Origin of the sequence: Stenotrophomonas sp. PD6 (assembly GCF_049199305.1) — a bacterium.
Classification (GTDB): Bacteria; Pseudomonadota; Gammaproteobacteria; order Xanthomonadales; family Xanthomonadaceae; genus Stenotrophomonas.
This window is the reverse complement of record NZ_JBLZQD010000002.1, coordinates 72,703-92,449: the sequence shown is the minus strand read 5'-3', so window position 1 is coordinate 92,449 and position 19,747 is coordinate 72,703. Positions and strand designations below refer to the sequence as shown.

Sequence of the window (19,747 nt, the reverse complement as noted above, 5' to 3'; positions counted from 1 at the left end):
GGAGTTCCTTTCATGGTCCGCGCTTGCTTCCTGCTGGTCCTGCTCTCTGTGTGGTGCGCGACGGCATCCGCCGGCGCTCCGCAATTTTCGGAAGCAGAGCGCGAATGGATCCGGCAGCACCCGGTCGTCTACTACGCGGGTGCGCCCGATATCAGCCCGTTGGAAGACATCGTCGACGGACGCTATCGTGGTCTTATTGCCGCGTACCTGGACACCGTGGCCAAGCGCACGGGCATCCGTTTCCAATTGGTGCCAGCGCAGAGCTGGCAGGCGTCGCAGGACGCGTTCCTGGCAGGCAAGGTCGACCTGTTCCCCAATGCAAACCCCACCACCGTGAGACCGGAAGTGCAGCGTGAGCTCCGCTACACGCAGGCGTACTTCGCCAGCCCGCTGATCTTCGTCACCCGCGGCGATGCAGGCTCAACGTTCAACATCACGTCACTGGATGGAAAGCGCGTGGCCATTCGCGGGGGTCCGGATGTGCAGAAGATCCTTACCGACCGCCGCCCCGGCGTGATTCCACTGGAGGTGGGCAGCCCGGAAGCCAGCCTGCGGGCCGTCATCGATGGACGGGCAGACGCGTCGGTAGGCACCGAGGCGACACTGCTGCCCCTGTTGCGACGACGCTACGGCGACCAGCTGGGTGTTGCGAGCATGCTCGACCTGCCACCGTACCGTGCACAGATGGGCGTCCGTGCGTCGGAACCGATCCTGTTCTCCATCCTGGAGAAGGCATTGGGGTCGATCACCGCACATGAAAGCGACGTGCTGTATGAACGCCACCTCACGCAGGCCGACTACGGTGCGCCGACGCTCTGGTCCATCCTGCACTACCGCCGCATCGAGATCCTGCTGGCTACGCTGGGCATGCTGGTATTGGCATTCTTTGCCTGGCGCACCCGCCTCGCGAGCCAGCGGGCAGTGCGCAGTGAACGGACCAAAGCGCGCTTCCTGGCCACCATGAGCCACGAAATCCGCACGCCGCTCAACGCCATGTTGGGCTCCATCGAGCTGCTCGGCCGCACCCGCCTGGATGCCCGACAGCAGACCTTCACCCGGGCGGCCGCCGAATCGGCTGAAGCCCTGATGGACCTGCTCGACAACGTGCTGGATCTGTCCAAGCTGGATGCGGGCAAGCTCACGCTGGAACGGCTACCCGTTGATCTGGCAAAACTCATTGAGGATGCCTGTGCGCTCGTCCGGCCACATGCGCAGGCCAAGGGCCTGAGCGTGGATATGCAGGTAGACCTTCCGGCGGCCGACCGGTTGCTGCTGGACCCTACACGCGTCCGCCAGATTCTCAACAACCTGCTCGGAAATGCCGTCAAATTCACCCACGCCGGTCGCATATCCGTTGCCGCCAGCGTGCGCGGCCTGCCAGGCGCTTCGGACGCGCATCTTGACGTACGCGTGGCCGATACGGGTATCGGCATCGCACCGGAACAACAGGCGCAACTGTTCAAGGCGTACGCGCAGGCGGACGACTCCACAACACGGGAATTCGGCGGCACTGGACTGGGGCTGACCATCTGCCGCGAACTGGTCGAGATGATGGGGGGCGCCATTTCCCTGGAGAGCACCCCAGGCGGGGGCACGGCAGTGTCGTTCCGCCTGCCGGTGGAGCGGATCACGCCGTCTCCGGACTCCATCGCCGCAGTGGCCACTCTTCCGCAGCCGGCCGCCGCTGAGGTGGATATCGTAGACGCGTCGTTCGTCGATCCGCCCGCCAGGGGAAGCGTGCTGGTCGTGGAAGATCACCCAGGCAACCGCGCCCTCATCCACCAGCAGTTGCTGGAGCTGGGCGTCGAGCCCACGATGGCGACGAGCGGCGCGGAAGCACTGCAATTACTTAAGGAGCGCTCGTTCGACCTGGTCCTGATGGACTGCCACATGCCTGTGATGGATGGTTACGAAACCACGCGCCGCATCCGCGCCAGACCCACCCCTTCCATGCATCTTCCGATTGTGGCCATTTCAGCATCGACCGGCGCCGAGCACCTGGCGGCCTGCCTGGACTGCGGCATGGATGGCGTATTGCGCAAGCCGCTCCGGCTGGAGGAGTTGCGCAGCACGCTTGAGCTGTGGCCGGTGAACATGGCGGAACCCAGCGCCGACGCCGTCGTGTCCCCTTCCCCGCCGACGGACCATCCGGCGTTGCTGCGCGAAGACCACATCGCACTGGTCGCCGCCGTCACGGCCGGCGACCTGCCGCTCGCACGCCACCATGCGCATCGCCTGCGTGGTGCGGCGCTCATGCTGGACCTTGGCCCCCTGGCGGCGGCCGCGGAACACGTTGAGACCACCCTTCACGGCGGGAACCTTCCGGATCCAGCGCGGCTGACCGCCCTTGGAAGCCTGATCCCGCCCGCACCTGCCCCCGCTCCCTGCCCGCCCCCGGAACACCTGACATGAGCCACCCAGTCCGCCGTATCGTGCTGCTCGACGACCATCCCATCGTCATCGAGGGCGTGGAAAGCCGCCTCGCAGGCGCTGAAGGCATCGAGATCGTGGGACGTTACACAACCGCCCGCGACCTGATCCACGGATTGAGCACTGCGGCGCTTCCTGTCGATATCGCCATCGTCGACTTCGCACTCGGCCCGCATGACGTCGATGGCGTGAAACTGCTGCGCGCACTACGCATGCGTTTTCCTTCAGTAGCCGTCCTCGTCCTTTCTTCCCACTTCAACCCGGCAACGGTGGCCTTGGCGCTGCAGGCCGGCGTCAACGGCTTCATTTCCAAGAGCCAAGGCGCCCAAGACCTTGTCGAGGCCATCGCCTGCGTGGCAGCCGGTCGCCTGTATCTGCATGAGGACATGCGCCATGAGCTGGACGCGCTCAATGAGAGCCGCCCGGTCAAGGGCCTGGTCACCGGGTCCACACGTGAGGAGCTCACGCCACGCGAGCATGAAGTTCTTCGCTGCATTCTTGATGGGATGACCACGACCGAGATTTCGGCCAAGTTCTCGCGTGCGATGAGTACGATCAGCAGCCAGAAGAAGTCCGCCTACCAGAAGCTCGGGATCCGCAGCGATGCGGAGTTGTTCAAGATGCGCGGCCTGATCGAGGGCCGTTGACGCCGGAGCCACGGCTTCACCGGCCGGACCCGGGCCGCTCCGGCCAGACGAATGCGTCGGGCAACAGCCGCAGGAACTCGCGCTCCCCTGCAAGACAGAGTTTGCGCAGCGCATTGACCTTGTGGGTACTGACCGTGCTCTTGGTTCGTTGCAATACACCGGCGATCTGCTGGGTCGACTTTCCTTCCGCCACCAGGCGCATCACCGTGTTTTCCTTTGCGCTGAGCCGCTGCAGGCCCGACAGCAGGAAGTCGCCACCGCTGGCAGCCGGACGGTGTCGACGCGGCCGCATCACCCGGCGCACGGCGTCCACCAGCTGGCTCACTGGCGAGCGCTTGTCGACGAATGCATCCACGCCCAGCTGCCCACACAAGGCCCGAGGACCTTCACCGGTCTCGGCCGTGAACACGACCAGCCGGCAATTGCTGGCGGACCGCAACGCCCTCAGCAATACCGTCGCATCCAGTATTCGCCCGGGCGGGAAGCAGTCCACGACCGCTACGTCGGCCGTCGCCAGCGCTGCGCCCGCCAGCAGTTCCGGAAGCCGGCCAAACTGCCCCTGGATCACCATGCCCGGCACGGAGCTGACGTAATGCATCAATCCCGCCCTCACGAGGGGATGGGGGTCAAATACCACAATGCGGATGTCATCATTCATCTTCGCGGCCTGGCAGTTCATCCCGTCCCCCACAGTAGGCGTGGCCTCTTGGCGTGCGTATCGAACGAAGTTGAAAAGCCGGCTGGGTGCCGTTACCCGGCAATCACGCCCGCGCTGGCATGTTGGCGCCCATGGCCAACGACTTCCCCCAACGTCCGCCGCCGCCACTGCTGGACGATGCGTGCGCGCTGTTCCTGGATGTGGACGGCACCCTGATCGAATTCGCAGAGGACCCCGCGGCGGTGATCCTGCTGCCTGAGGTGCGCGAGGCCATTGGCCGCATCAGCGACCGGCTCGAAGGCGCGGTGGCGCTCATCAGTGGGCGCCCACTCGAGCAGCTGGACCGGCTCTTTGCCCCGCTGCACCTGCCTGCCGCCGGCCTGCATGGGCACCAGGTGCGCAGCTTTGCCGGGCAGACCCATGCGGTCAACGCCGACCACGACGACAACACCGGTGAGTGGCTGCACGCCGTGCACCAGCAGGCAATGCGGTTCGCGCACGGCCACCCGGGTGTGCTGGTGGAAGACAAGGGCCACAGCCTGGCACTGCACTGGCGTGCCGCACCGCATGCAGCGCGTGACGTGCAGGCCTTTGCCGAACGGCATATCCGCGGGCATGCCGGCTATCGCCTGCAACCGGGCGACCACGTGGTCGAATTCGTTCCCGAAGGCACCGACAAGGGCCGCGCCATTCGCCAGCTGATGCAGCAGTCGCCCTTCCGCGGACGCATCCCCGTCTTTCTCGGCGACGACCTGACCGACGAATACGGCTTCGATGCTGCCAACACGCTGCATGGCTGGAGCGTGCTGGTCGGCGAACGCGAGCCCAGCGCCGCCGTGTTCGCCCTGCCGCACGTGCGCGGCGTGCATGCCTGGTTGCGCGAAAACGCCTACTGATGTTTCGAGATCCCCCTCGTTTGAGAGCATCCTCCCCCATGAGTGAAACCAACCTGGACCTGGGCGTTGTCGGCAACGGCAGCTTCGGCGCCCTGATCGACCGCAACGCCCGCGTGGTGTGGAGTTGCCTGCCCACCTTCAACGGCGACCCCGCCTTCTGCGCACTGCTCCAGCCCAACCAGCAGATCGGTGGCGATTTCGCCATCGAACTGGAAGACATGGTGAGCAGCGAGCAGGAATACCTGACCAACACCGCCATCCTGCGCACCGTGCTGCATGACAGGCATGGCGGTTCGCTGGAGATCATCGACTTCGCGCCGCGCTGGCGCCAGAACGACCGTTTCTACCGGCCCGTGAGCCTGATCCGGCAGGTGCGGCCACTGGCCGGCACGCCGCGCATCATCGTGCGCGCACGGCCGCTGGCCGACTGGGGCGCGCGCGTGCCCGAGGCCACCTGGGGCAGCAACCACATCCGTTGGGTACTGCCCGACCACGTGCTGCGCCTGACCACCGACGTGCCGATGCGTTTCGTGCGCGACGAACTGCCGTTCGTACTCAACCACCCCGTGCACCTGGTGCTGGGCGTGGACGAATCGCTGAACCGTTCGCTCAGCGGCTATGTGCAGGAATCCTTCCAGCGCACCCGCGACTACTGGCGCGAATGGGTGCGTTACCTGTCCATCCCGCTGGAGTGGCAGGACGCGGTGATCCGCAGCGCGATCACGCTGAAGCTGTGCCAGTACGAGGACAGCGGCGCGATCATCGCGGCGATGACGACCTCCATTCCCGAGGCCCCGGGCAGCATCCGCAACTGGGACTACCGCTATTGCTGGCTGCGCGACGCCGCCTTCGTGGTGCGCACGCTCAACCGCCTCGGCGCCACCCGCAGCATGGAGCAGTTCCTGGGCTATATCTTCAACCTGGCCACCACCGACGGCAGCCTGCAGCCGCTGTATGGCATCGGCTTTGAGACCCAGCTGGAAGAGAGCGAAGTGGCCTCGCTGGACGGCTACCGTGGCATGGGCCCGGTGCGGCGTGGCAACCTGGCCTGGGTGCAGCGCCAGCACGACGTGTACGGCAGCGTGGTACTCGCCTCCACCCAGCTGTTCTTCGACCGCCGCCTGCAGGACCCGGGCGACAACCACACCTTCGCGCGGTTGGAGCCGCTGGGCGAGCAGGCATTCGCGCTGCACGACGTGCCCGATGCAGGACTGTGGGAATTCCGCGGCCGCACCGAAGTGCACACCTACACCAGCGCAATGTGCTGGGCCGCGTGCGACCGCCTGTGCAAGATCGCCGTGCGCCTGAAGCTGGACCACCGCGCCGAATACTGGCGCGACCGTGCCAACACCATCCACGCACGGATCATGCGCGAGTCCTTCAGCGAAGAGCTGGGCTACTTCACCGACACCTACGGTGGCCACCGCCTGGATGCCTCGTTGCTGCTGCTGGCCGACATCGGCTTCATCGCGCCGGATGATGCCCGCTTCGTGGCCACCGTCGAGGCGATCGGCCGCGATCTCAAGCACGGCAACGCGCTGTACCGCTACGTGGCGCCGGACGATTTCGGCGAGCCGGAGACCAGCTTCACCATCTGCACGTTCTGGTACATCGACGCGCTGGCCGCGATCGGGCGCATGGACGAGGCGCGCGAGATGTTCGAAACGCTGCTCGAGCGTCGCAACCACCTCGGTCTGCTGTCCGAGGACCTGGCCTTCGACAACGGCGAAGCCTGGGGCAACTTCCCGCAGACGTATTCGCACGTGGGCCTGGTCACCGCCGCCATGCGCCTGTCGCGCAGCTGGCAGGAGGCGTCATGAGTCGGCTGGTGGTGGTGTCCAACCGGGTCGCCGCGCCCGGTGTCGCCGCACCGGGCGGACTGGCGGTGGGCCTGCTGGCCGCGCTGAAGGAACGCGGCGGGCTGTGGTTCGGCTGGAGCGGCAAGTCCGTGCGCGACCCCAGCGGCAGCCTGCACGAACAGACCGAGGGTGACATCCGCTACGTCACCATGGATCTGAACAAGCGCGACGTCGACGGCTACTACAACGGCTTCGCCAACCGCACGCTGTGGCCGCTGCTGCACTTCCGCCTGGACCTGGTGGACTACGACCGCGCCACCCGCGAGACCTACCGCCGGGTCAACGCGCTGTTCGCCGAGAAGCTGGCGCCGCTGCTGCGCGACGACGACATCGTGTGGATCCACGATTACCACCTGATTCCGCTGGCATCGTTGCTGCGCGAGCGCGGCATCGGTTGCCGCATCGGCTTCTTCCTGCACGTGCCCATGCCCTCGGCGGACCTGCTGCAGGCCATGCCCGACCACCTGCGCCTGTTCTCCAGCCTGTATGCGTACGACCTGGTCGGCTTCCAGACCCAGCGCGATGCCGACCGCTTCCAGTCGTACGTGCGGCTGTTCGGCGGCGGCCGCGTGCTGCCCGATGGCATGCTCGAAGCCCCCGGTGGCCGCCGCTTCCGCGCGGCGGCCTTCCCGATCGGCATCGATACCGCACACATCGAACGCCAGGCCAAGGCCGGTGCCGCCAAGCCGGCCGTGCGCGACCTGCGCAACAGCCTGCGCAACCGTCAGTTGGCGATCGGCGTGGACCGGCTGGACTATTCCAAGGGGCTGCCCGAACGCTTCCAGGGCTTCGAGCGCTACCTGCAACGCCATCCCGACCAGCGCGGCAGCCTGACCTACCTGCAGATCGCGCCGGTATCGCGCGGCGACGTCACCGAGTACCGGCAACTGCGCAGCCAGCTCGAACAGATTGCCGGCCACATCAACGGCGGTTTTGCCGAGCCGGACTGGACCCCGCTGCGCTACGTCAACCAGAACTTCGCCCACGCCACCCTCACCGGCTTCTACCGCGCCGCCGCCGTGGGGCTGGTGACGCCGCTGCGCGATGGCATGAACCTGGTGGCCAAGGAATACGTGGCCTCGCAGGACCCGGAGAATCCGGGCGTGCTGGTGCTGTCGCTGCTGGCCGGTGCTGCCGACGAGATGAAACAGGCGCTGCTGGTGAACCCGCACGACCTGGACGGCGTGGCCGATGCCATCGCCACGGCGGCGACCATGCCGCTGCGCAAACGCATCGAGCGCTGGCAGGCCATGATGGAGCACCTGCGCACCTACGACATCAACCATTGGCGCCAGAGCTACCTGGATGCGCTGGAAAGGGGCTGATTGCGACACGCTCGTGAGTGTCCAGAGTGTCGCAATCACCACCTTTTGACCCCTGCACTGCGCATCAATCGCAGTGCTGCACCACATTTAGGAGTGTGTCGTTTCAGGCACGGTGCACGTCGCAGGCGCACCGCTGACAGGTTCGCTGTTCGATAGAAGTCCTAAATGATGGGAGCACCCGCTGGATTCGTAACCTGCGGCGATCGCAACTTTCATTTCGCATTGACAGGTTCTCCCGACATTGACGCCCGCAGAGCCCATGCATGTCGCATGGGGCGACCTGCGCAGCACCGCCTGCGCGGTCCTGAATCCGGGAATCCGATTGATGTCATTGCTGGACCGATACATTGAAGACACCGCCCTGCACATGGGACTGGGCCACCGCGCGCGCAACCTGATCGAGGTCCTGGTCGATTACATCCACACCCTGCCCGACGGCGTGCATGGCCTGCGCCGCCGCTTCGACGCGGTGGGGCTGGGCGACCAGTTTCCCGCCGACGGGCGGCCCCAGCGGCTGCTGGCCAGCCAGCTCGAATGCGCGATCGGGCGCGGCGAACTGGCCGTGCTGGCCCGCCGCGCCGCCTTCCCCACCGGCATGTTTGCCGTGGTCGCGGCCGACCTGCTGCCGGGCCTGCTGGATGTGCTGGACCAGCAGGCACGCCTCACGCGCCCCATGACGGTCCCGCTGCGCCAGCGCGGCACCCCCGCGACCGTGCCGCGCGCGGTGCGTGGCAGCGTGCTGCGCGGCCTGTCGTGGGTATTGGTGGCCGGCGCCCTGCTGTGCCTGACCGGCTGGATCCACCAGAAAACCCGGGTGGCCCCCGCCGGCACAGCGGCGGCCGCAGAGCGACAGACCCCGCCGCGGCTGTCGCTGGTGAACCATGCCGGCGTCATCGACGTACGTGGCCGCCTGCCGGATGAGGCCGACCGGCGCAAGGTCTGGAGCGCACTGGTCGGGCACTACGGCCAGGCGCGGGTGAGTGGCGACATCCAGCGCGACCCGCATGCACGGGCTCCGCGCTGGCTGGACCGGATGGTGACCCTGGTGCCGGTGCTGCGCCATCCCGGTTTGTCGCTGTCGTTCAGCGGCGACACGCTGCACGTGGACATGGCAGCCCTGCCGGAAGCGGACCGGGTCAGCGTGTCCGATACCCTGCGCCGCGGCTTCGGCCACCTGCAGGTGACGGGGCTGTGGGATCCGGGCCGGGTGGCGCTGGCCCGCCTGCCCGACGCGCCCGCGCCCGCGCAGCTGGTGGACGCATTGAACCAGGGCGCGATCCGCTTCGAGCACAAGTCCTCGGTGCTACGCGCTGATGGATTGGACATGCTGCGCGCCAGCGCGCACGCCATCCGCGCCGCCGGTCCCGCGCTGCGCCTGGAAGTGGCCGCGCATACCGACAGCCTGGGCACCGCCGACAGCAATCTCGGCTTGAGCCAGCTGCGCGCCGAGGCGGTCGTAGCCGAACTGAAGGCGCTGGGCGTACCCGCGCACACGCTGCAGGCACGCGGCTACGGGGAAGAGCAGCCGGTGGCCGACAACCGGCTGGAAGCGGGCCGCGAACGCAACCGACGGATCGTGTATTCGGTCATCCGGTGAGCACGGGGTGCGCGTTGCCACGCAGGGCGATCGCGCACGGGTTGGGTCCGCGATGCCACGCAGGGCGGATCGCGCACGGGTCGGGTCCGCGTTGCCACGCATGGCGTGGCACTACGGAACGTGTGCCACCAGATGGTTACGTTGCCTACCGACGTAGAGCCACGCCATGCGTGGCTGCGCGGTGCAGACCGCAGCCCGGTCAATCCAGAAAGCGCCCCGCCTGTGCCGGCGTGGGCACGAAGCACGCCTCATGCTGGCCAAACCAGCGGTAACGGTTGCGGGCCAGCACCCGGTAGGCGCGGTCGCGCCAAGGGCGTGGCATTACGCGCACCACCCGCACCACCCGCCACGCGCCGCCCAGGCCGGCCAGCACCTGCACGATGGCATCGGTATCACTCCAGGCGCGGCCATCCTCCACCACCAGCAACGACAACGGGTCCTCCGGATCGAGCCCGTGCTGCTGCAACAGCGCGCGCCCGTGCGCACCCTGCATCGCGGCGAACCGGTAGCGGCCGCGACGATCGAACCGCAACAGGAACCAGACCCAGCGGCTGCACAGCGCGCACACGCCATCAAACACGATGACCGGGCCGAACTCACCGGAACTGGCCTCGACCCGACTCACGGCGCGATCCACGCCAACGTCGCCATGCGGCCGGTGCGCCGGTCGCGGCGGTGCGAATAGAACCGCTGCGGGTCGGCGATGCTGCACCACTGGCCGCCACTGATCGCGGCCGGGTCCAGCCCGGCGCCCTGCAGCCGCCGACGCGCCAGCGCATACAGGTCCACCTTCCAGTGCCCCGGGCGGGTCGCGCTGAAGGCGGCGGCGGCTGCCGCGTCGCGGTCGACGAAGGCCGCAAACACGTCCTCTCCGATCTCGTAATGGGCCGGCCCGGCGGCCGGCCCCAGCCAGGCCTGCAACGACCCCGGCGCGGTCTGCATGGCGGCCACCGTAGCCTCCAGCATGCCGTCGGCCAGCCCGCGCCAGCCGGCATGGGCGGCCCCAATCTCACTGCCGTCGCGGGCGGCAAACACCACCGGCAGGCAGTCGGCGGTGAGGATGGCCAGCACCACCCCGGGCACAGAAGTGACCGCCGCGTCCGCCGTCGGCTCGTTCGCCACCCCCGGGGCGCCGGGCGCCGCGTCGAAACGCAGCACCCCGGTGCCGTGCACCTGGCGCAGCCAGTGCGGGGCCGACGGCAGCGCCAGCCCGGCCTGCAACAGGTCACGGTTGCGCTGCACCTGCTCCGGGTCATCGCCGTCGGCGGCGTAGCGGTTGCCCATGTTGAACTGGTCGAACGGCGCTTGCGACCCGCCGGCGCCGTAGCGCAGGGTGGTCAGCGCATGCACGCCCGGCGGCGCCGGCCAGTCTGCCGCCAGCACCGGCACAGCCGGAACACCCGACACGGGCAACGGCTTGGTAGCCATCAGCGGCGACCGCGCTCCAGCTCCGCGAAGCGCTTGCTGTCTTCGCGCAGCGCTTCCAGCAGCGCCAGCATGTCGGCCGGCACCGGCGCACTGTTGCGGATCGGCTCACCGGTGATCGGGTGCGCGAACTCCAGCGTCTCGGCGTGCAGTGCCTGGCGCTTGAAGCCGCGCAGCTGCGCAACCAGGTCGTCGGTGGCACCCTTGGGCAGCTTCAACGCACCGCCGTACAGCGAATCACCGACGATGGCGTGCTTGAGGTGGGCCATGTGCACGCGGATCTGGTGCGTACGGCCGGTTTCCAGGCGGCATTCCAGCGCGGTGTGCGCACGGAAGCGCTCGCGCAGGCGGTAATGGGTGACCGCGTCCTTGCCGTCTTCGCGCACGGCCATGCGGATGCGGTCGCGCGGGTGGCGGTCGATCGGCGCATCGGCGGTACCGCCGGAAACCAGCGCGCCCACCACCACCGCCAGGTACTGGCGGTGCACGTTGCGCGCGGCCAGCTGCTCCACCAGCGCGGTCTGCGCCTGGATCGTGCGCGCCACCACCATCACGCCGCTGGTGTCCTTGTCGAGCCGGTGCACGATGCCGGCGCGCGGCAGCACCGACAGCGACGGGTCGCGGAACAGCAGCGCATTGACCAGCGTACCGGTCGGGTTGCCCGCGCCCGGGTGCACCACCAGGCCGACCGGCTTGTTGATGACGTACACGTGCTCGTCTTCGTACAGCACGTCCAGCGGGATGTCTTCGGGTTCGGCATGGGTCTGGGTGTCGAGCACGACATGCAGGCTGGCGACCTCGCCGCCGCGCACTGGCGCGCGCCCGCGCACGGGTTCGCCGTCCAGCAGGACGTCGCCGGACTTGATCCACTCGGTCAGCTTGGACCGGGAGAATTCGGGGAAGAGTTCGGCCAGGACGGCGTCGAAGCGCCGCCCGGCGGCGGTGTCGGGCACGACGGCCTGGCGGACGGATTCGGATTCAGAAGCGTTATCGGACATGGGGAGCACACCGCAAGGAGACAATTTTGGGGTCCGGGCGACCACTTTCAGTCGCAGGACAGGCCACTAGGCTATCATCGACCCCTCGTATTCCAGCCGCGTCCCGCCCAGACCCCATGATCCGACGCTCTTCCCTGCTGTCCGCGCCCGTCCGCACTGCGGCCCTGATGCTGGTCCTGGCCCTCGTTTCCACCGGCTGCCACCGTGGCGCCAAGGGTGACAACCCCGAGGAAGGCCAGCCGGTCGAAAAGATCTATGAAAAGAGCCACGGCCTGATGGAGAAGGGCAACTGGAGCGGCGCCGAAGCCACGTTCCGTCGCCTGATCGCCCAGTACCCGTATGGCCCGTACACCGAACAGGCGATGATCGAAACCGCCTTCGCCCAGTACAAGGCCGGCAAGCACGATGACGCGGTGTCGAGCATCGACCGCTTCATCCGTACCTACCCGACCCACCGCAACATCGCGTACATGTACTACCTGCGCGGCCTGGCCAACGGCAACCGCAATACGGTATTCCTGCGCCGCGTATGGTCGCTGGACCCGAGCCGCCGTGACCTGTCCACCCCGCGCCAGGCCTACGCCGACTTCAACATCGTGGTCGAGCGCTACCCCAACAGCCGCTACGCGCCTGACGCGCGCCAGCGCATGCTGGAGCTGCGCGACGTGTTCGCCCAGCACGAGCTGGACAACGCCCTGTACTACCTGCGCCGCGAGGCGTGGGTGTCGGCCGCCGGCCGCGCCAACTACCTGCTGGAAACCTACCCGCAGAGCGCGTTCCAGTACGACGCCGTGGCCGCACTGGGTGAGGCTTACACCCACCTGGGCAACAAGACCCTGGCCGACGACGCCCGCCGCGTGCTGGAGCTGAACCAGCCCGAGCACCCCTGGCTGCAGGGCGACTGGCCGAAGTACCCGTGGATGGTGCGTAAGCTGAACCCGTTTGCCGGCGAGAAGTCCGCCAGCACCGGCCAGCGCAATGCCACGTTGAACCGCCGCTGATACAGCGCGGCGTTGCAGGAAAAAGGGTCCCGCAAGGGACCCTTTTTCGTTGGCCGTACCGGCCGCTCTGCGCGTTGCCGTAGAGCCGGGCCATGCCCGGCTGCGTGTTGCCGTAGAGCCGGGCCATGCCCGGCTGCTCCAGGCTACTCGAAGGAAACCCCAGCCGCCTGGATCACCGCGGCAAGCATGGCCGCCGACGGCGGTACCGGTTGTTCCGGCCGAACCGCGGTAACCCCAAGCTGGTAGTTCGCCCAGGCACCAGGGTATTCAAGCAGACGCACCACACCCTCCAGCGTCTCTTGGGGCATGACGGCGCTGATCTCCGGCACGGACAGCGCCGCTTCCCAGAAACGGGTCATTTCGCCGGTGGAGAAGCGCGTATCCGCAGCATCCTGCACAAACTGCTTGAGCAACGGCCCGCCCTTCACCACGCCGGTCGAGCCGCCATCGGGCTGCGCCACCCGCCTCGGTGGGCTACCGCCATCCTCGCGTCGGGTCTCCACCTGGTGGCTCTGCGCTTCCGCGTCGACAACGGTTGCCAAACGACCGTATTCAACCCGCTGATAGTCCAGGCGGGGCTCCGCGCCCGCGTAGTCGGGTGCAGGTTCTTTCAGCAGCGACGCGGTCCGCGCGCCAGTGAGCGCGCCGGGGTAGTCCGGCGTTGGCTCAGCCGGGGCGCGGCCAGCGCCGTGCGGGAGGGCGCTCAGCTGCGCGTGAGCGGTCGGCGCAGGCAACTGCGCCAGCCATTGGCGCATCACGCTCGCCAGCTGGGGCGAGCGCACATGGAGCAGCTGGCTGGAAATCGCACTGCGCAGCCCGGCAGCGTCGCCGTTGAACCGGCCGATGCCGGGTGACGCCTTGCCGAACACGCGCGTGGCATCGCCACCGAACTCACGGTTGGCAATTCCGGTCAGCAGCTTCAGCGTTCTTGGCGACAGGGTCTGGTTGCCGAGCTTGCACCTCAGCGCCGCAGCGACCGTCGTATGGATCTTGGTATTGATGATGGACATGGGGGAAGCCCAATGACGGAGAGTCCGGCACTCTAGGTCCAGACCCTCCCCACCACTTTCAAGAACCCATCAGGGGCGTGTATCAGCCCTTGTAGCCGTTGCTGATCGGATAGCGCCGCTCGCGGCCGAACGCGCGGCGCGAGACCTTCGGGCCCGGCGCTGCCTGGTGGCGCTTCCACTCGCTGGTGCGCACCAGCCGCAGCACACGGTCAACCACCTCGGCGGCATAGCCCGCCCCCACGATCTCCTCGCGCGACTGCTCCTGGTCCACGTAGCGGTACAGAATGCCGTCCAACACGTCGTAGGCCGGCAGCGAGTCCTGGTCGGTCTGGTTGGCGCGCAGTTCGGCCGAAGGCGGCCGCGCGATCACCGCCGGCGGAATCACCGGCGCGCCGCCCACCGTGTTGCGCCACTTGGACAGGCCGAACACCTCGGTCTTGTACAGGTCCTTCAGCGGCGCATAGCCGCCGCACATGTCGCCGTAGATGGTGGCGTAGCCCACCGCGTACTCGCTCTTGTTGCCGGTGGTCAGCAGCAGGCCGCCGAACTTGTTGGACAGCGCCATCAGGATCACCCCGCGCGCGCGCGACTGCAGGTTTTCCTCGGTCACGTCCGCCGCCTGGCCTTCGAACATCGGGCCGAGCGCGGTCATCAGGCCTTCAAACACCGGCTCGATCGACACCGCCTCCAGCTTCACACCCAGCGCGCGGCATTGTTCTCCCGCCAGATCGTTGGACATGTCGGCGGTGTAGCGCGACGGCAGCCGCACGGCGGTGACGTTGTCCGCGCCCAGCGCGTCCACCGCCATGGCCAGCACCAGCGCCGAATCGATGCCACCGGACAGGCCCAGCCACACCTTCTTGAAGCCGTTCTTGCCGCAGTAATCGCGGATGCCACGCGTCACTGCGCGCCAGGCCAGCGCGTCCATGCTCTCGTCGCCGTCGTCCATCCACTCGCGCGGTACGAAGCGGCGCGAACCCGCGTCGTAGTCCACCACCAGCCACTGGTCGGTGAAGGCGGCCGCCGCCGGGTGCACGGTGCCGTCGCCGTCGGCCACCACCGAGGCGCCGTCGAAGGTCAATGCGTCCTGCCCGCCCACCATATTGAGGTAGACGATGGCCGCGCCGCTTTCGCGGGTGCGCTCGGCCAGCAGCGCGTCGCGCTGGGCGTGCTTGCCGCGCTCGTACGGCGAGGCGTTGGGCACCACCACCAGCTGCGCCCCCTCGCGCACGGTGTCGGCCAGCGGCTCGGCGAACCACAGGTCTTCGCACACCAGCACACCCACCGGCACGCCCTTGAGTTCGAACACGCAGCTGCCGCCGTCCGGATCGACGTCGAAGTAGCGGCGCTCGTCGAACACCGCGTAGTTGGGCAGCTCGCGCTTGCGGTAGGTGTGTTCCACCCGGCCATCGCGCAACACGCTGGCCGCGTTGTACACCACCGCACCGGCGGCCTGCGGCCAGCCGACCACGGCGGTGATACCGCGGGTGCTTTCGGCAATGCGGGTGAGCGCCTGCTGGCAGTCGTACAGGAAGCCCGGGCGCAGCAGCAGGTCTTCCGGCGGATAGCCGCTGATGGCCAGCTCCGGGAACACCACCAGCTCGGCGCCGAATTCGTCGCGCGCCTCGGCAATCATCGCGATGATGTTGTCGGTGTTCTGCGCCACGGCGCCCACCGGGAAATCAAACTGCGCCATTGCGATGCGGATCGACGTCATGGGGTGAAGCCTGTAGTTGCGATTGCCCATTGTAGCGCCGGGCTCTGCCCGGCAAACGCAATCTCCAGATGCAACAAAGCCGCCCGAAGGCGGCTTTGTTGGCCGGGCAGAGCCCGGCGCTACGCGTCAGCAGCCGACCAACAGTCGGCTCTACCCCGACGGGCTTTGCGTTACTTCACCAGCTTGGCGATGGCAGCGCCCAGGTCGCCCGGCGAGCGCACGGTGACAACACCGGCCGCTTCCATGGCAGCGAACTTGCCTTCTGCAGTGCCCTTGCCGCCCGACGCAATCGCACCGGCGTGGCCCATGCGCTTGCCGGCCGGGGCCGAGGCACCCGCGATGAAACCGACAACCGGCTTCTTCACGTGGTTCTTGATGTACTCCGCACCGGCTTCCTCGGCGTCGCCGCCGATTTCGCCCACCATGATGATGCCCAGGGTCTGCGGGTCTTCGTTGAACAGCTTCAGGCAGTCAACGAAGTTCAGGCCGTTGATCGGGTCGCCGCCGATGCCGATGCAGGTCGACTGGCCCAGGCCCACTTCCGTGGTCTGCTTGACCGCTTCATAGGTCAGGGTGCCCGAACGCGACACGATGCCGATCTTGCCCGGCATGTGGATGTGGCCCGGCATGATGCCGATCTTGCACTCGCCCGGGGTGATCACGCCGGGGCAGTTCGGCCCGATCAGCACGGTGTCCGCATGCGAACGGGTCAGCACGTTCTTCACGCGCAGCATGTCCAGCACCGGAATGCCTTCGGTGATGCACACGATGACCTTGATGCCGGCAGCCGCAGCTTCCAGGATCGCGTCGGCCGCGAACGGCGGCGGCACGTAGATGACCGAGGCGTTGGCGCCGGTGGCGGCAACGGCGTCGGCAACGGTGTTGAAGACCGGCAGGTCGATATGGGTCGTGCCGCCCTTGCCCGGGGTCACGCCGCCAACAACCTGGGTGCCGTACTCGAGCATCTGAGTGGCGTGGAAGGTGCCCTGCTGGCCGGTGAAGCCCTGCACGATCACCTTGGTGTTCTTATTGATCAAAACTGACATTGGATTTCCTTCGGTGTCGGATCAGGCGGCGTTCTTGACAGCTTCAACGACCTTCTTGGCACCGTCGTTGATGTTGTCGGCCGGGATGATGGCCATGCCGCTGTCACGCAGCAGCTGCTTGCCTTCTTCCACGTTGGTGCCTTCCAGGCGCACCACGACCGGAACCTTGACGCCCACTTCCTTCACAGCGGCGATGATGCCTTCGGCAATCATGTCGCAGCGGACGATGCCGCCGAAGATGTTGACGAAGATGCCTTCGACCTTGTCCGAGGACAGGATCAGCTTGAACGCTTCGATGACGCGCTGCTTGTTCGCACCGCCGCCCACGTCCAGGAAGTTCGCCGGCTCGCCGCCGTTGAGCTTGATGACGTCCATGGTGGCCATGGCCAGACCGGCGCCGTTGACCATGCAGCCGATGTTGCCGTCCATGGTGACGTAGTTGATGTCCAGTTCCGAAGCGATCACTTCGGTCGGATCTTCCTGGGTCTTGTCGCGCATGGCGACCAGGGCCTTCTGGCGGAACGCGGCGTTGTCGTCGCTGTCGAACTTGCCGTCCAGCGCGTACAGGTTGCCGTCGTCCAGAATGGCAAGCGGGTTGATTTCAACCAGCGCCAGGTCCTTTTCGTTGAACAGCTTGTACAGGTTCACCATGATGTTGGCGAACTGGCCGGCCTGCTTGGCGGTCAGGCCCAGCTTGAAGCCGAAATCACGGCCGTGGTAACCCTGCACGCCTTCGACGAAGTCGACGTTGAGCGAGTGGATCAGCTCCGGGGTTTCAGCGGCAACCTGCTCGATCTCCACGCCGCCTTCCGAAGAGGCGATGTAGGTGATGGTCTTGGTGCCACGGTCGACCAGCACCGAGAGGTACAGTTCCTTGACGATCTCACCGGCGGTGGTCACCAGCACCAGGTTGACCGGCAGCTCGACGCCTGCGGTCTGGTAGGTGGCCATCTTGGTGCCGAGCATCTTGGCCGCAGCGGCCTTCACGTCGTCGGTGGTCTTGCAGAACTTGACGCCGCCAGCCTTGCCGCGACCGCCCGCATGGATCTGCGCCTTCACCATCCAGGGGCCCTGGCCCAGGGAGGTGGCAGCGGCGACGGCTTCATCGGGGGTTGCCGCGACCTTGCCGGCCGGGACGGGAATGCCGTACTCGGCAAGCAGCTGTTTTGACTGGTATTCGTGGAAATTCATGCGTCACCGTGGGAATAGGAACGACCGCACGCACGGACCGCGGCGGGCCCACTATTGTGGACGAGGCGGCGGCGTGGCGCAAAGAAACGGGACCCGGGGCGTGAAGGCAGGGAGTTTTTCACCGTCATTCAGACAGTTGCGGCCCGGGGACCCGGCCGGGGGCCGGTCGGGAATGGGCAGATTGCGCGGTTTGGGGGCCTATACTGCGGAAGAGCAGCCGGGCAGAGCACGGCCCTACGTGAAGAGCAGCCGGGCAGAGCCCGGCGCTTCAGTCGGTAGAGCCGGGCCTTGCCCGGTTTCATCACCCAGGCAGCCAGAAGGGGAGTTCCGGCGTGTCACCCAGTGCTTCGTTGATTGACCGCATCGAGTCCATGCCGAAGCGGGAGCTGTACTTCTTTGCCCTGTACCGGGTCCTGATCGCTGCGGTCATCGCCGCCCTGCTGTTCAGCCCGTTGAGCGCGATGGTGGGCGAATCCAGCCACCCACGGCTGGCCGCCGTGGTCAGCGGGGCTTACCTACTGCTAGCCCTGCTGATCCTGATTGCGGGGCGCAACGACCGCTGGCTGCGGCCCATCGTGGTGATCAGCGTGCTGGTGGACATCGTGGCCACGGTCCTGCTGGCCCACGCCCTGCCCGGCGCCAGCGCCGGCCTGTCGATGGCCCTGCTGTTCAACATCGCCGCCGCCGCCACCCTGCTGCCGCTGTCGATGGGGATGGGCCTGGCGCTCACCGCCGGGGTCGCCATCGCCGGCGAGTACGTCTGGAACCTGCTCGAAACCGGCGCGCCCAACCGCACCCTGGCCGAGCTGGCCATGTTCATCACCAGCTTCCTGGCCCTGGCCTTCGTCAGCTACCAGGTCGGCAACCGCGCCCGCCGCAACCAGCAGCTGGCCAACCAGCGCGGCGACGAAGTGGCCAACCTGTTCGAGATCAACGAACTCATCATCCGCCGCATGCGCACCGGCGTGCTGGTGGTGGACGCCGCCAACCGCATCACCCTGGCCAACGAGGCCGCCTCCACCCTGATCGGCGACAACGATGGCAACAGCGGCAGCGGCCTGCTGGAACTGGGCAGCGCCTCGCCCGACCTGAGCCGCCGCCTGCAGCGCTGGCGCAACGGCTGGAACAACGAAGAAACCCCGCTGCAGCTCTCGCCCGACCAGCCCGAAGTGCAGCCGCGCTTCGCCCGCCTGCTGGCCGGCAGCGACCTCACCCTGGTGTTCCTGGACGATTCCAGCGTGGTCTCGCGCCGGGCCGAGTCGCTCACCCTCTCGGCCATGGGCCGCTTCTCGGCCAGCCTGGCCCACGAGATCCGCAACCCACTGGCGGCCATCAACTACGCCGCCCAGCTGCTGGAAGAATCCACCGCCATCGGCGACACCGACCGCCGCCTGCTGCAGATCATCCACCAGCAGTGCCAACGCACCAACGGCATCGTCGAAAGCGTGCTGGGCCTGGCCCGGCGCGAGCGCGCCAACCCCGAGAACCTGGACCTGGCCGCCTTCGTGCGCCGCTTCGTGCTGGAGTACAAGCAGAGCCTCACCCTGGAAACGGACAGCATCGAGCCGATCATCAGCGAGTCCTCGGTGCATGGCCTGGTGGACCCGCGCCACCTGCATCAGATCCTCACCGTGCTGGTCCACAACGCCCTCAAGTACGGCCGCACCGGGCAGGACCCGGCCCGCGTACGCCTGCGTGTGGCGCGCCAGGACCGCTCGGCGGTGATCGACGTGATGGACCGCGGCCCGGGCATTCCCGAAAAGGTGGCCGAACAGCTGTTCCGCCCGTTCTTCACCACCTCCGAGCACGGCACCGGGCTGGGCCTGTATATCGCCCGCGAGCTGTGCAAGGCCAACCAGGCCAACCTGGAATATGTGTCCGTCCCGGCCGGTGGCGCCTGCTTCCGGCTGCTCCTGCCCGGCCCGCACACCATGTTGCCGCAATGAC

The 19,747-nt window shown here is 67.4% G+C and carries 16 protein-coding genes; 8 read left to right on the top strand and 8 right to left on the bottom strand.

Annotation, left to right across the window (positions count from 1 at the left end; all coding sequences use genetic code 11):
• Positions 1 to 12 precede the first annotated feature (12 nt).
• Together ACOZHM_RS03410 and ACOZHM_RS03405 are read left to right on the top strand one after the other, a co-directional pair.
• Positions 13 to 2,412: an ATP-binding protein gene (locus ACOZHM_RS03410; RefSeq protein ID WP_421567554.1), complete on the top strand. Its 2,400-nt coding sequence runs from the start codon at positions 13 to 15 to the stop codon at positions 2,410 to 2,412.
• Positions 2,409 to 3,077, top strand: coding sequence for a response regulator (locus tag ACOZHM_RS03405; RefSeq protein ID WP_421567553.1), 669 nt, complete (start codon positions 2,409 to 2,411; stop codon positions 3,075 to 3,077). Before ACOZHM_RS03410 ends, ACOZHM_RS03405 begins: the two co-directional genes overlap by 4 nt.
• A 16-nt stretch (positions 3,078 to 3,093) precedes the next feature.
• Here ACOZHM_RS03405 and ACOZHM_RS03400 read toward each other — a convergent pair whose 3' ends face one another.
• On the bottom strand, positions 3,094 to 3,735 hold the full coding sequence (locus ACOZHM_RS03400; RefSeq protein ID WP_421567552.1) for a LuxR C-terminal-related transcriptional regulator: 642 nt from the start codon (positions 3,733 to 3,735) through the stop codon (positions 3,094 to 3,096).
• 131 nt (positions 3,736 to 3,866) lie between these two features.
• Here ACOZHM_RS03400 and otsB point away from each other — a divergent pair, with 131 nt between their 5' ends.
• The 4 genes from otsB (at position 3,867) to ACOZHM_RS03380 (ending at position 9,412) form a co-directional block, all read left to right on the top strand.
• Positions 3,867 to 4,631: a trehalose-phosphatase gene (gene otsB / locus ACOZHM_RS03395; protein ID WP_421567551.1), complete on the top strand. Its 765-nt coding sequence runs from the start codon at positions 3,867 to 3,869 to the stop codon at positions 4,629 to 4,631.
• A 38-nt stretch (positions 4,632 to 4,669) separates the two neighbouring features.
• Entirely contained in the window at positions 4,670 to 6,451 is a 1,782-nt protein-coding gene (locus ACOZHM_RS03390) for a glycoside hydrolase family 15 protein (protein WP_421567550.1), read from the top strand.
• Positions 6,448 to 7,815 carry an alpha,alpha-trehalose-phosphate synthase (UDP-forming) gene (otsA, locus tag ACOZHM_RS03385; protein WP_421567549.1) on the top strand — a complete coding sequence of 456 codons (1,368 nt, stop codon included), beginning with the start codon at positions 6,448 to 6,450 and terminating at the stop codon, positions 7,813 to 7,815. Before ACOZHM_RS03390 ends, otsA begins: the two co-directional genes overlap by 4 nt.
• A 325-nt stretch (positions 7,816 to 8,140) precedes the next feature.
• Positions 8,141 to 9,412 (top strand): OmpA family protein, encoded by a 1,272-nt coding sequence (locus ACOZHM_RS03380; protein ID WP_421567548.1) that lies wholly within the window; start codon positions 8,141 to 8,143, stop codon positions 9,410 to 9,412.
• Between the two features lie 199 nt (positions 9,413 to 9,611).
• Here ACOZHM_RS03380 and ACOZHM_RS03375 read toward each other — a convergent pair whose 3' ends face one another.
• The 3 genes from ACOZHM_RS03375 to rluD are packed head-to-tail and all read right to left on the bottom strand — an operon-like array spanning position 9,612 to position 11,835.
• A complete protein-coding gene (locus tag ACOZHM_RS03375; protein ID WP_421567547.1) occupies positions 9,612 to 10,049 on the bottom strand; it encodes a thiol-disulfide oxidoreductase DCC family protein in 438 nt (145 codons plus the stop codon).
• Entirely contained in the window at positions 10,034 to 10,840 is an 807-nt protein-coding gene (gene pgeF, locus ACOZHM_RS03370; RefSeq protein WP_421567546.1) for a peptidoglycan editing factor PgeF, read from the bottom strand. Before pgeF ends, ACOZHM_RS03375 begins: the two co-directional genes overlap by 16 nt.
• Positions 10,840 to 11,835 (bottom strand): 23S rRNA pseudouridine(1911/1915/1917) synthase RluD, encoded by a 996-nt coding sequence (gene rluD, locus ACOZHM_RS03365; RefSeq protein ID WP_421567545.1) that lies wholly within the window; start codon positions 11,833 to 11,835, stop codon positions 10,840 to 10,842. The genes pgeF and rluD overlap by 1 nt, the downstream gene beginning before the upstream one ends.
• A gap of 116 nt (positions 11,836 to 11,951) precedes the next feature.
• Here rluD and ACOZHM_RS03360 point away from each other — a divergent pair, with 116 nt between their 5' ends.
• On the top strand, positions 11,952 to 12,836 hold the full coding sequence (locus ACOZHM_RS03360; RefSeq protein ID WP_421567544.1) for an outer membrane protein assembly factor BamD: 885 nt from the start codon (positions 11,952 to 11,954) through the stop codon (positions 12,834 to 12,836).
• Between the two features lie 143 nt (positions 12,837 to 12,979).
• On the opposite strand, the gene ACOZHM_RS03355 is transcribed toward ACOZHM_RS03360, so the two are convergent.
• The 4 genes from ACOZHM_RS03355 to sucC all read right to left on the bottom strand — a co-directional run bounded on the left by ACOZHM_RS03355 (position 12,980) and on the right by sucC (position 17,800).
• A complete protein-coding gene (locus ACOZHM_RS03355; RefSeq protein ID WP_421567543.1) occupies positions 12,980 to 13,846 on the bottom strand; it encodes a hypothetical protein in 867 nt (288 codons plus the stop codon).
• A gap of 82 nt (positions 13,847 to 13,928) precedes the next feature.
• Positions 13,929 to 15,563, bottom strand: coding sequence for an NAD+ synthase (locus ACOZHM_RS03350; RefSeq protein WP_421567542.1), 1,635 nt, complete (start codon positions 15,561 to 15,563; stop codon positions 13,929 to 13,931).
• A gap of 170 nt (positions 15,564 to 15,733) precedes the next feature.
• Complete coding sequence (sucD, locus tag ACOZHM_RS03345; RefSeq protein WP_421567541.1) at positions 15,734 to 16,609, bottom strand: succinate--CoA ligase subunit alpha; 876 nt, start codon at positions 16,607 to 16,609, stop codon at positions 15,734 to 15,736.
• A gap of 21 nt (positions 16,610 to 16,630) precedes the next feature.
• The gene (sucC, locus tag ACOZHM_RS03340) at positions 16,631 to 17,800 is read right to left on the bottom strand and encodes an ADP-forming succinate--CoA ligase subunit beta (protein ID WP_421567540.1); all 1,170 of its coding nucleotides are present in this window, start codon (positions 17,798 to 17,800) and stop codon (positions 16,631 to 16,633) included.
• A 332-nt stretch (positions 17,801 to 18,132) separates the two neighbouring features.
• On the opposite strand from sucC, the gene ACOZHM_RS03335 reads away from it, so the two are divergent.
• The gene (locus tag ACOZHM_RS03335) at positions 18,133 to 19,746 is read left to right on the top strand and encodes a sensor histidine kinase (RefSeq protein WP_421567539.1); all 1,614 of its coding nucleotides are present in this window, start codon (positions 18,133 to 18,135) and stop codon (positions 19,744 to 19,746) included.
• Position 19,747: the final 1 nt, after the last annotated feature.

What these genes read in the sequence shown, in the direction of transcription:
- ACOZHM_RS03410 (WP_421567554.1), top strand. Translation starts at nt 13, where the DNA reads ATGGTCCGCGCTTGCTTCCTGCTGGTCCTGCTCTCTGTGTGGTGCGCG.
- ACOZHM_RS03405 (WP_421567553.1), top strand. Translation starts at nt 2,409, where the DNA reads ATGAGCCACCCAGTCCGCCGTATCGTGCTGCTCGACGACCATCCCATC.
- ACOZHM_RS03400 (WP_421567552.1), bottom strand. Translation starts at nt 3,735, where the DNA reads ATGAATGATGACATCCGCATTGTGGTATTTGACCCCCATCCCCTCGTG.
- otsB (WP_421567551.1), top strand. Translation starts at nt 3,867, where the DNA reads ATGGCCAACGACTTCCCCCAACGTCCGCCGCCGCCACTGCTGGACGAT.
- ACOZHM_RS03390 (WP_421567550.1), top strand. Translation starts at nt 4,670, where the DNA reads ATGAGTGAAACCAACCTGGACCTGGGCGTTGTCGGCAACGGCAGCTTC.
- otsA (WP_421567549.1), top strand. Translation starts at nt 6,448, where the DNA reads ATGAGTCGGCTGGTGGTGGTGTCCAACCGGGTCGCCGCGCCCGGTGTC.
- ACOZHM_RS03380 (WP_421567548.1), top strand. Translation starts at nt 8,141, where the DNA reads ATGTCATTGCTGGACCGATACATTGAAGACACCGCCCTGCACATGGGA.
- pgeF (WP_421567546.1), bottom strand. Translation starts at nt 10,840, where the DNA reads ATGGCTACCAAGCCGTTGCCCGTGTCGGGTGTTCCGGCTGTGCCGGTG.
- rluD (WP_421567545.1), bottom strand. Translation starts at nt 11,835, where the DNA reads ATGTCCGATAACGCTTCTGAATCCGAATCCGTCCGCCAGGCCGTCGTG.
- ACOZHM_RS03360 (WP_421567544.1), top strand. Translation starts at nt 11,952, where the DNA reads ATGATCCGACGCTCTTCCCTGCTGTCCGCGCCCGTCCGCACTGCGGCC.
- ACOZHM_RS03355 (WP_421567543.1), bottom strand. Translation starts at nt 13,846, where the DNA reads ATGTCCATCATCAATACCAAGATCCATACGACGGTCGCTGCGGCGCTG.
- ACOZHM_RS03350 (WP_421567542.1), bottom strand. Translation starts at nt 15,563, where the DNA reads ATGACGTCGATCCGCATCGCAATGGCGCAGTTTGATTTCCCGGTGGGC.
- sucD (WP_421567541.1), bottom strand. Translation starts at nt 16,609, where the DNA reads ATGTCAGTTTTGATCAATAAGAACACCAAGGTGATCGTGCAGGGCTTC.
- sucC (WP_421567540.1), bottom strand. Translation starts at nt 17,800, where the DNA reads ATGAATTTCCACGAATACCAGTCAAAACAGCTGCTTGCCGAGTACGGC.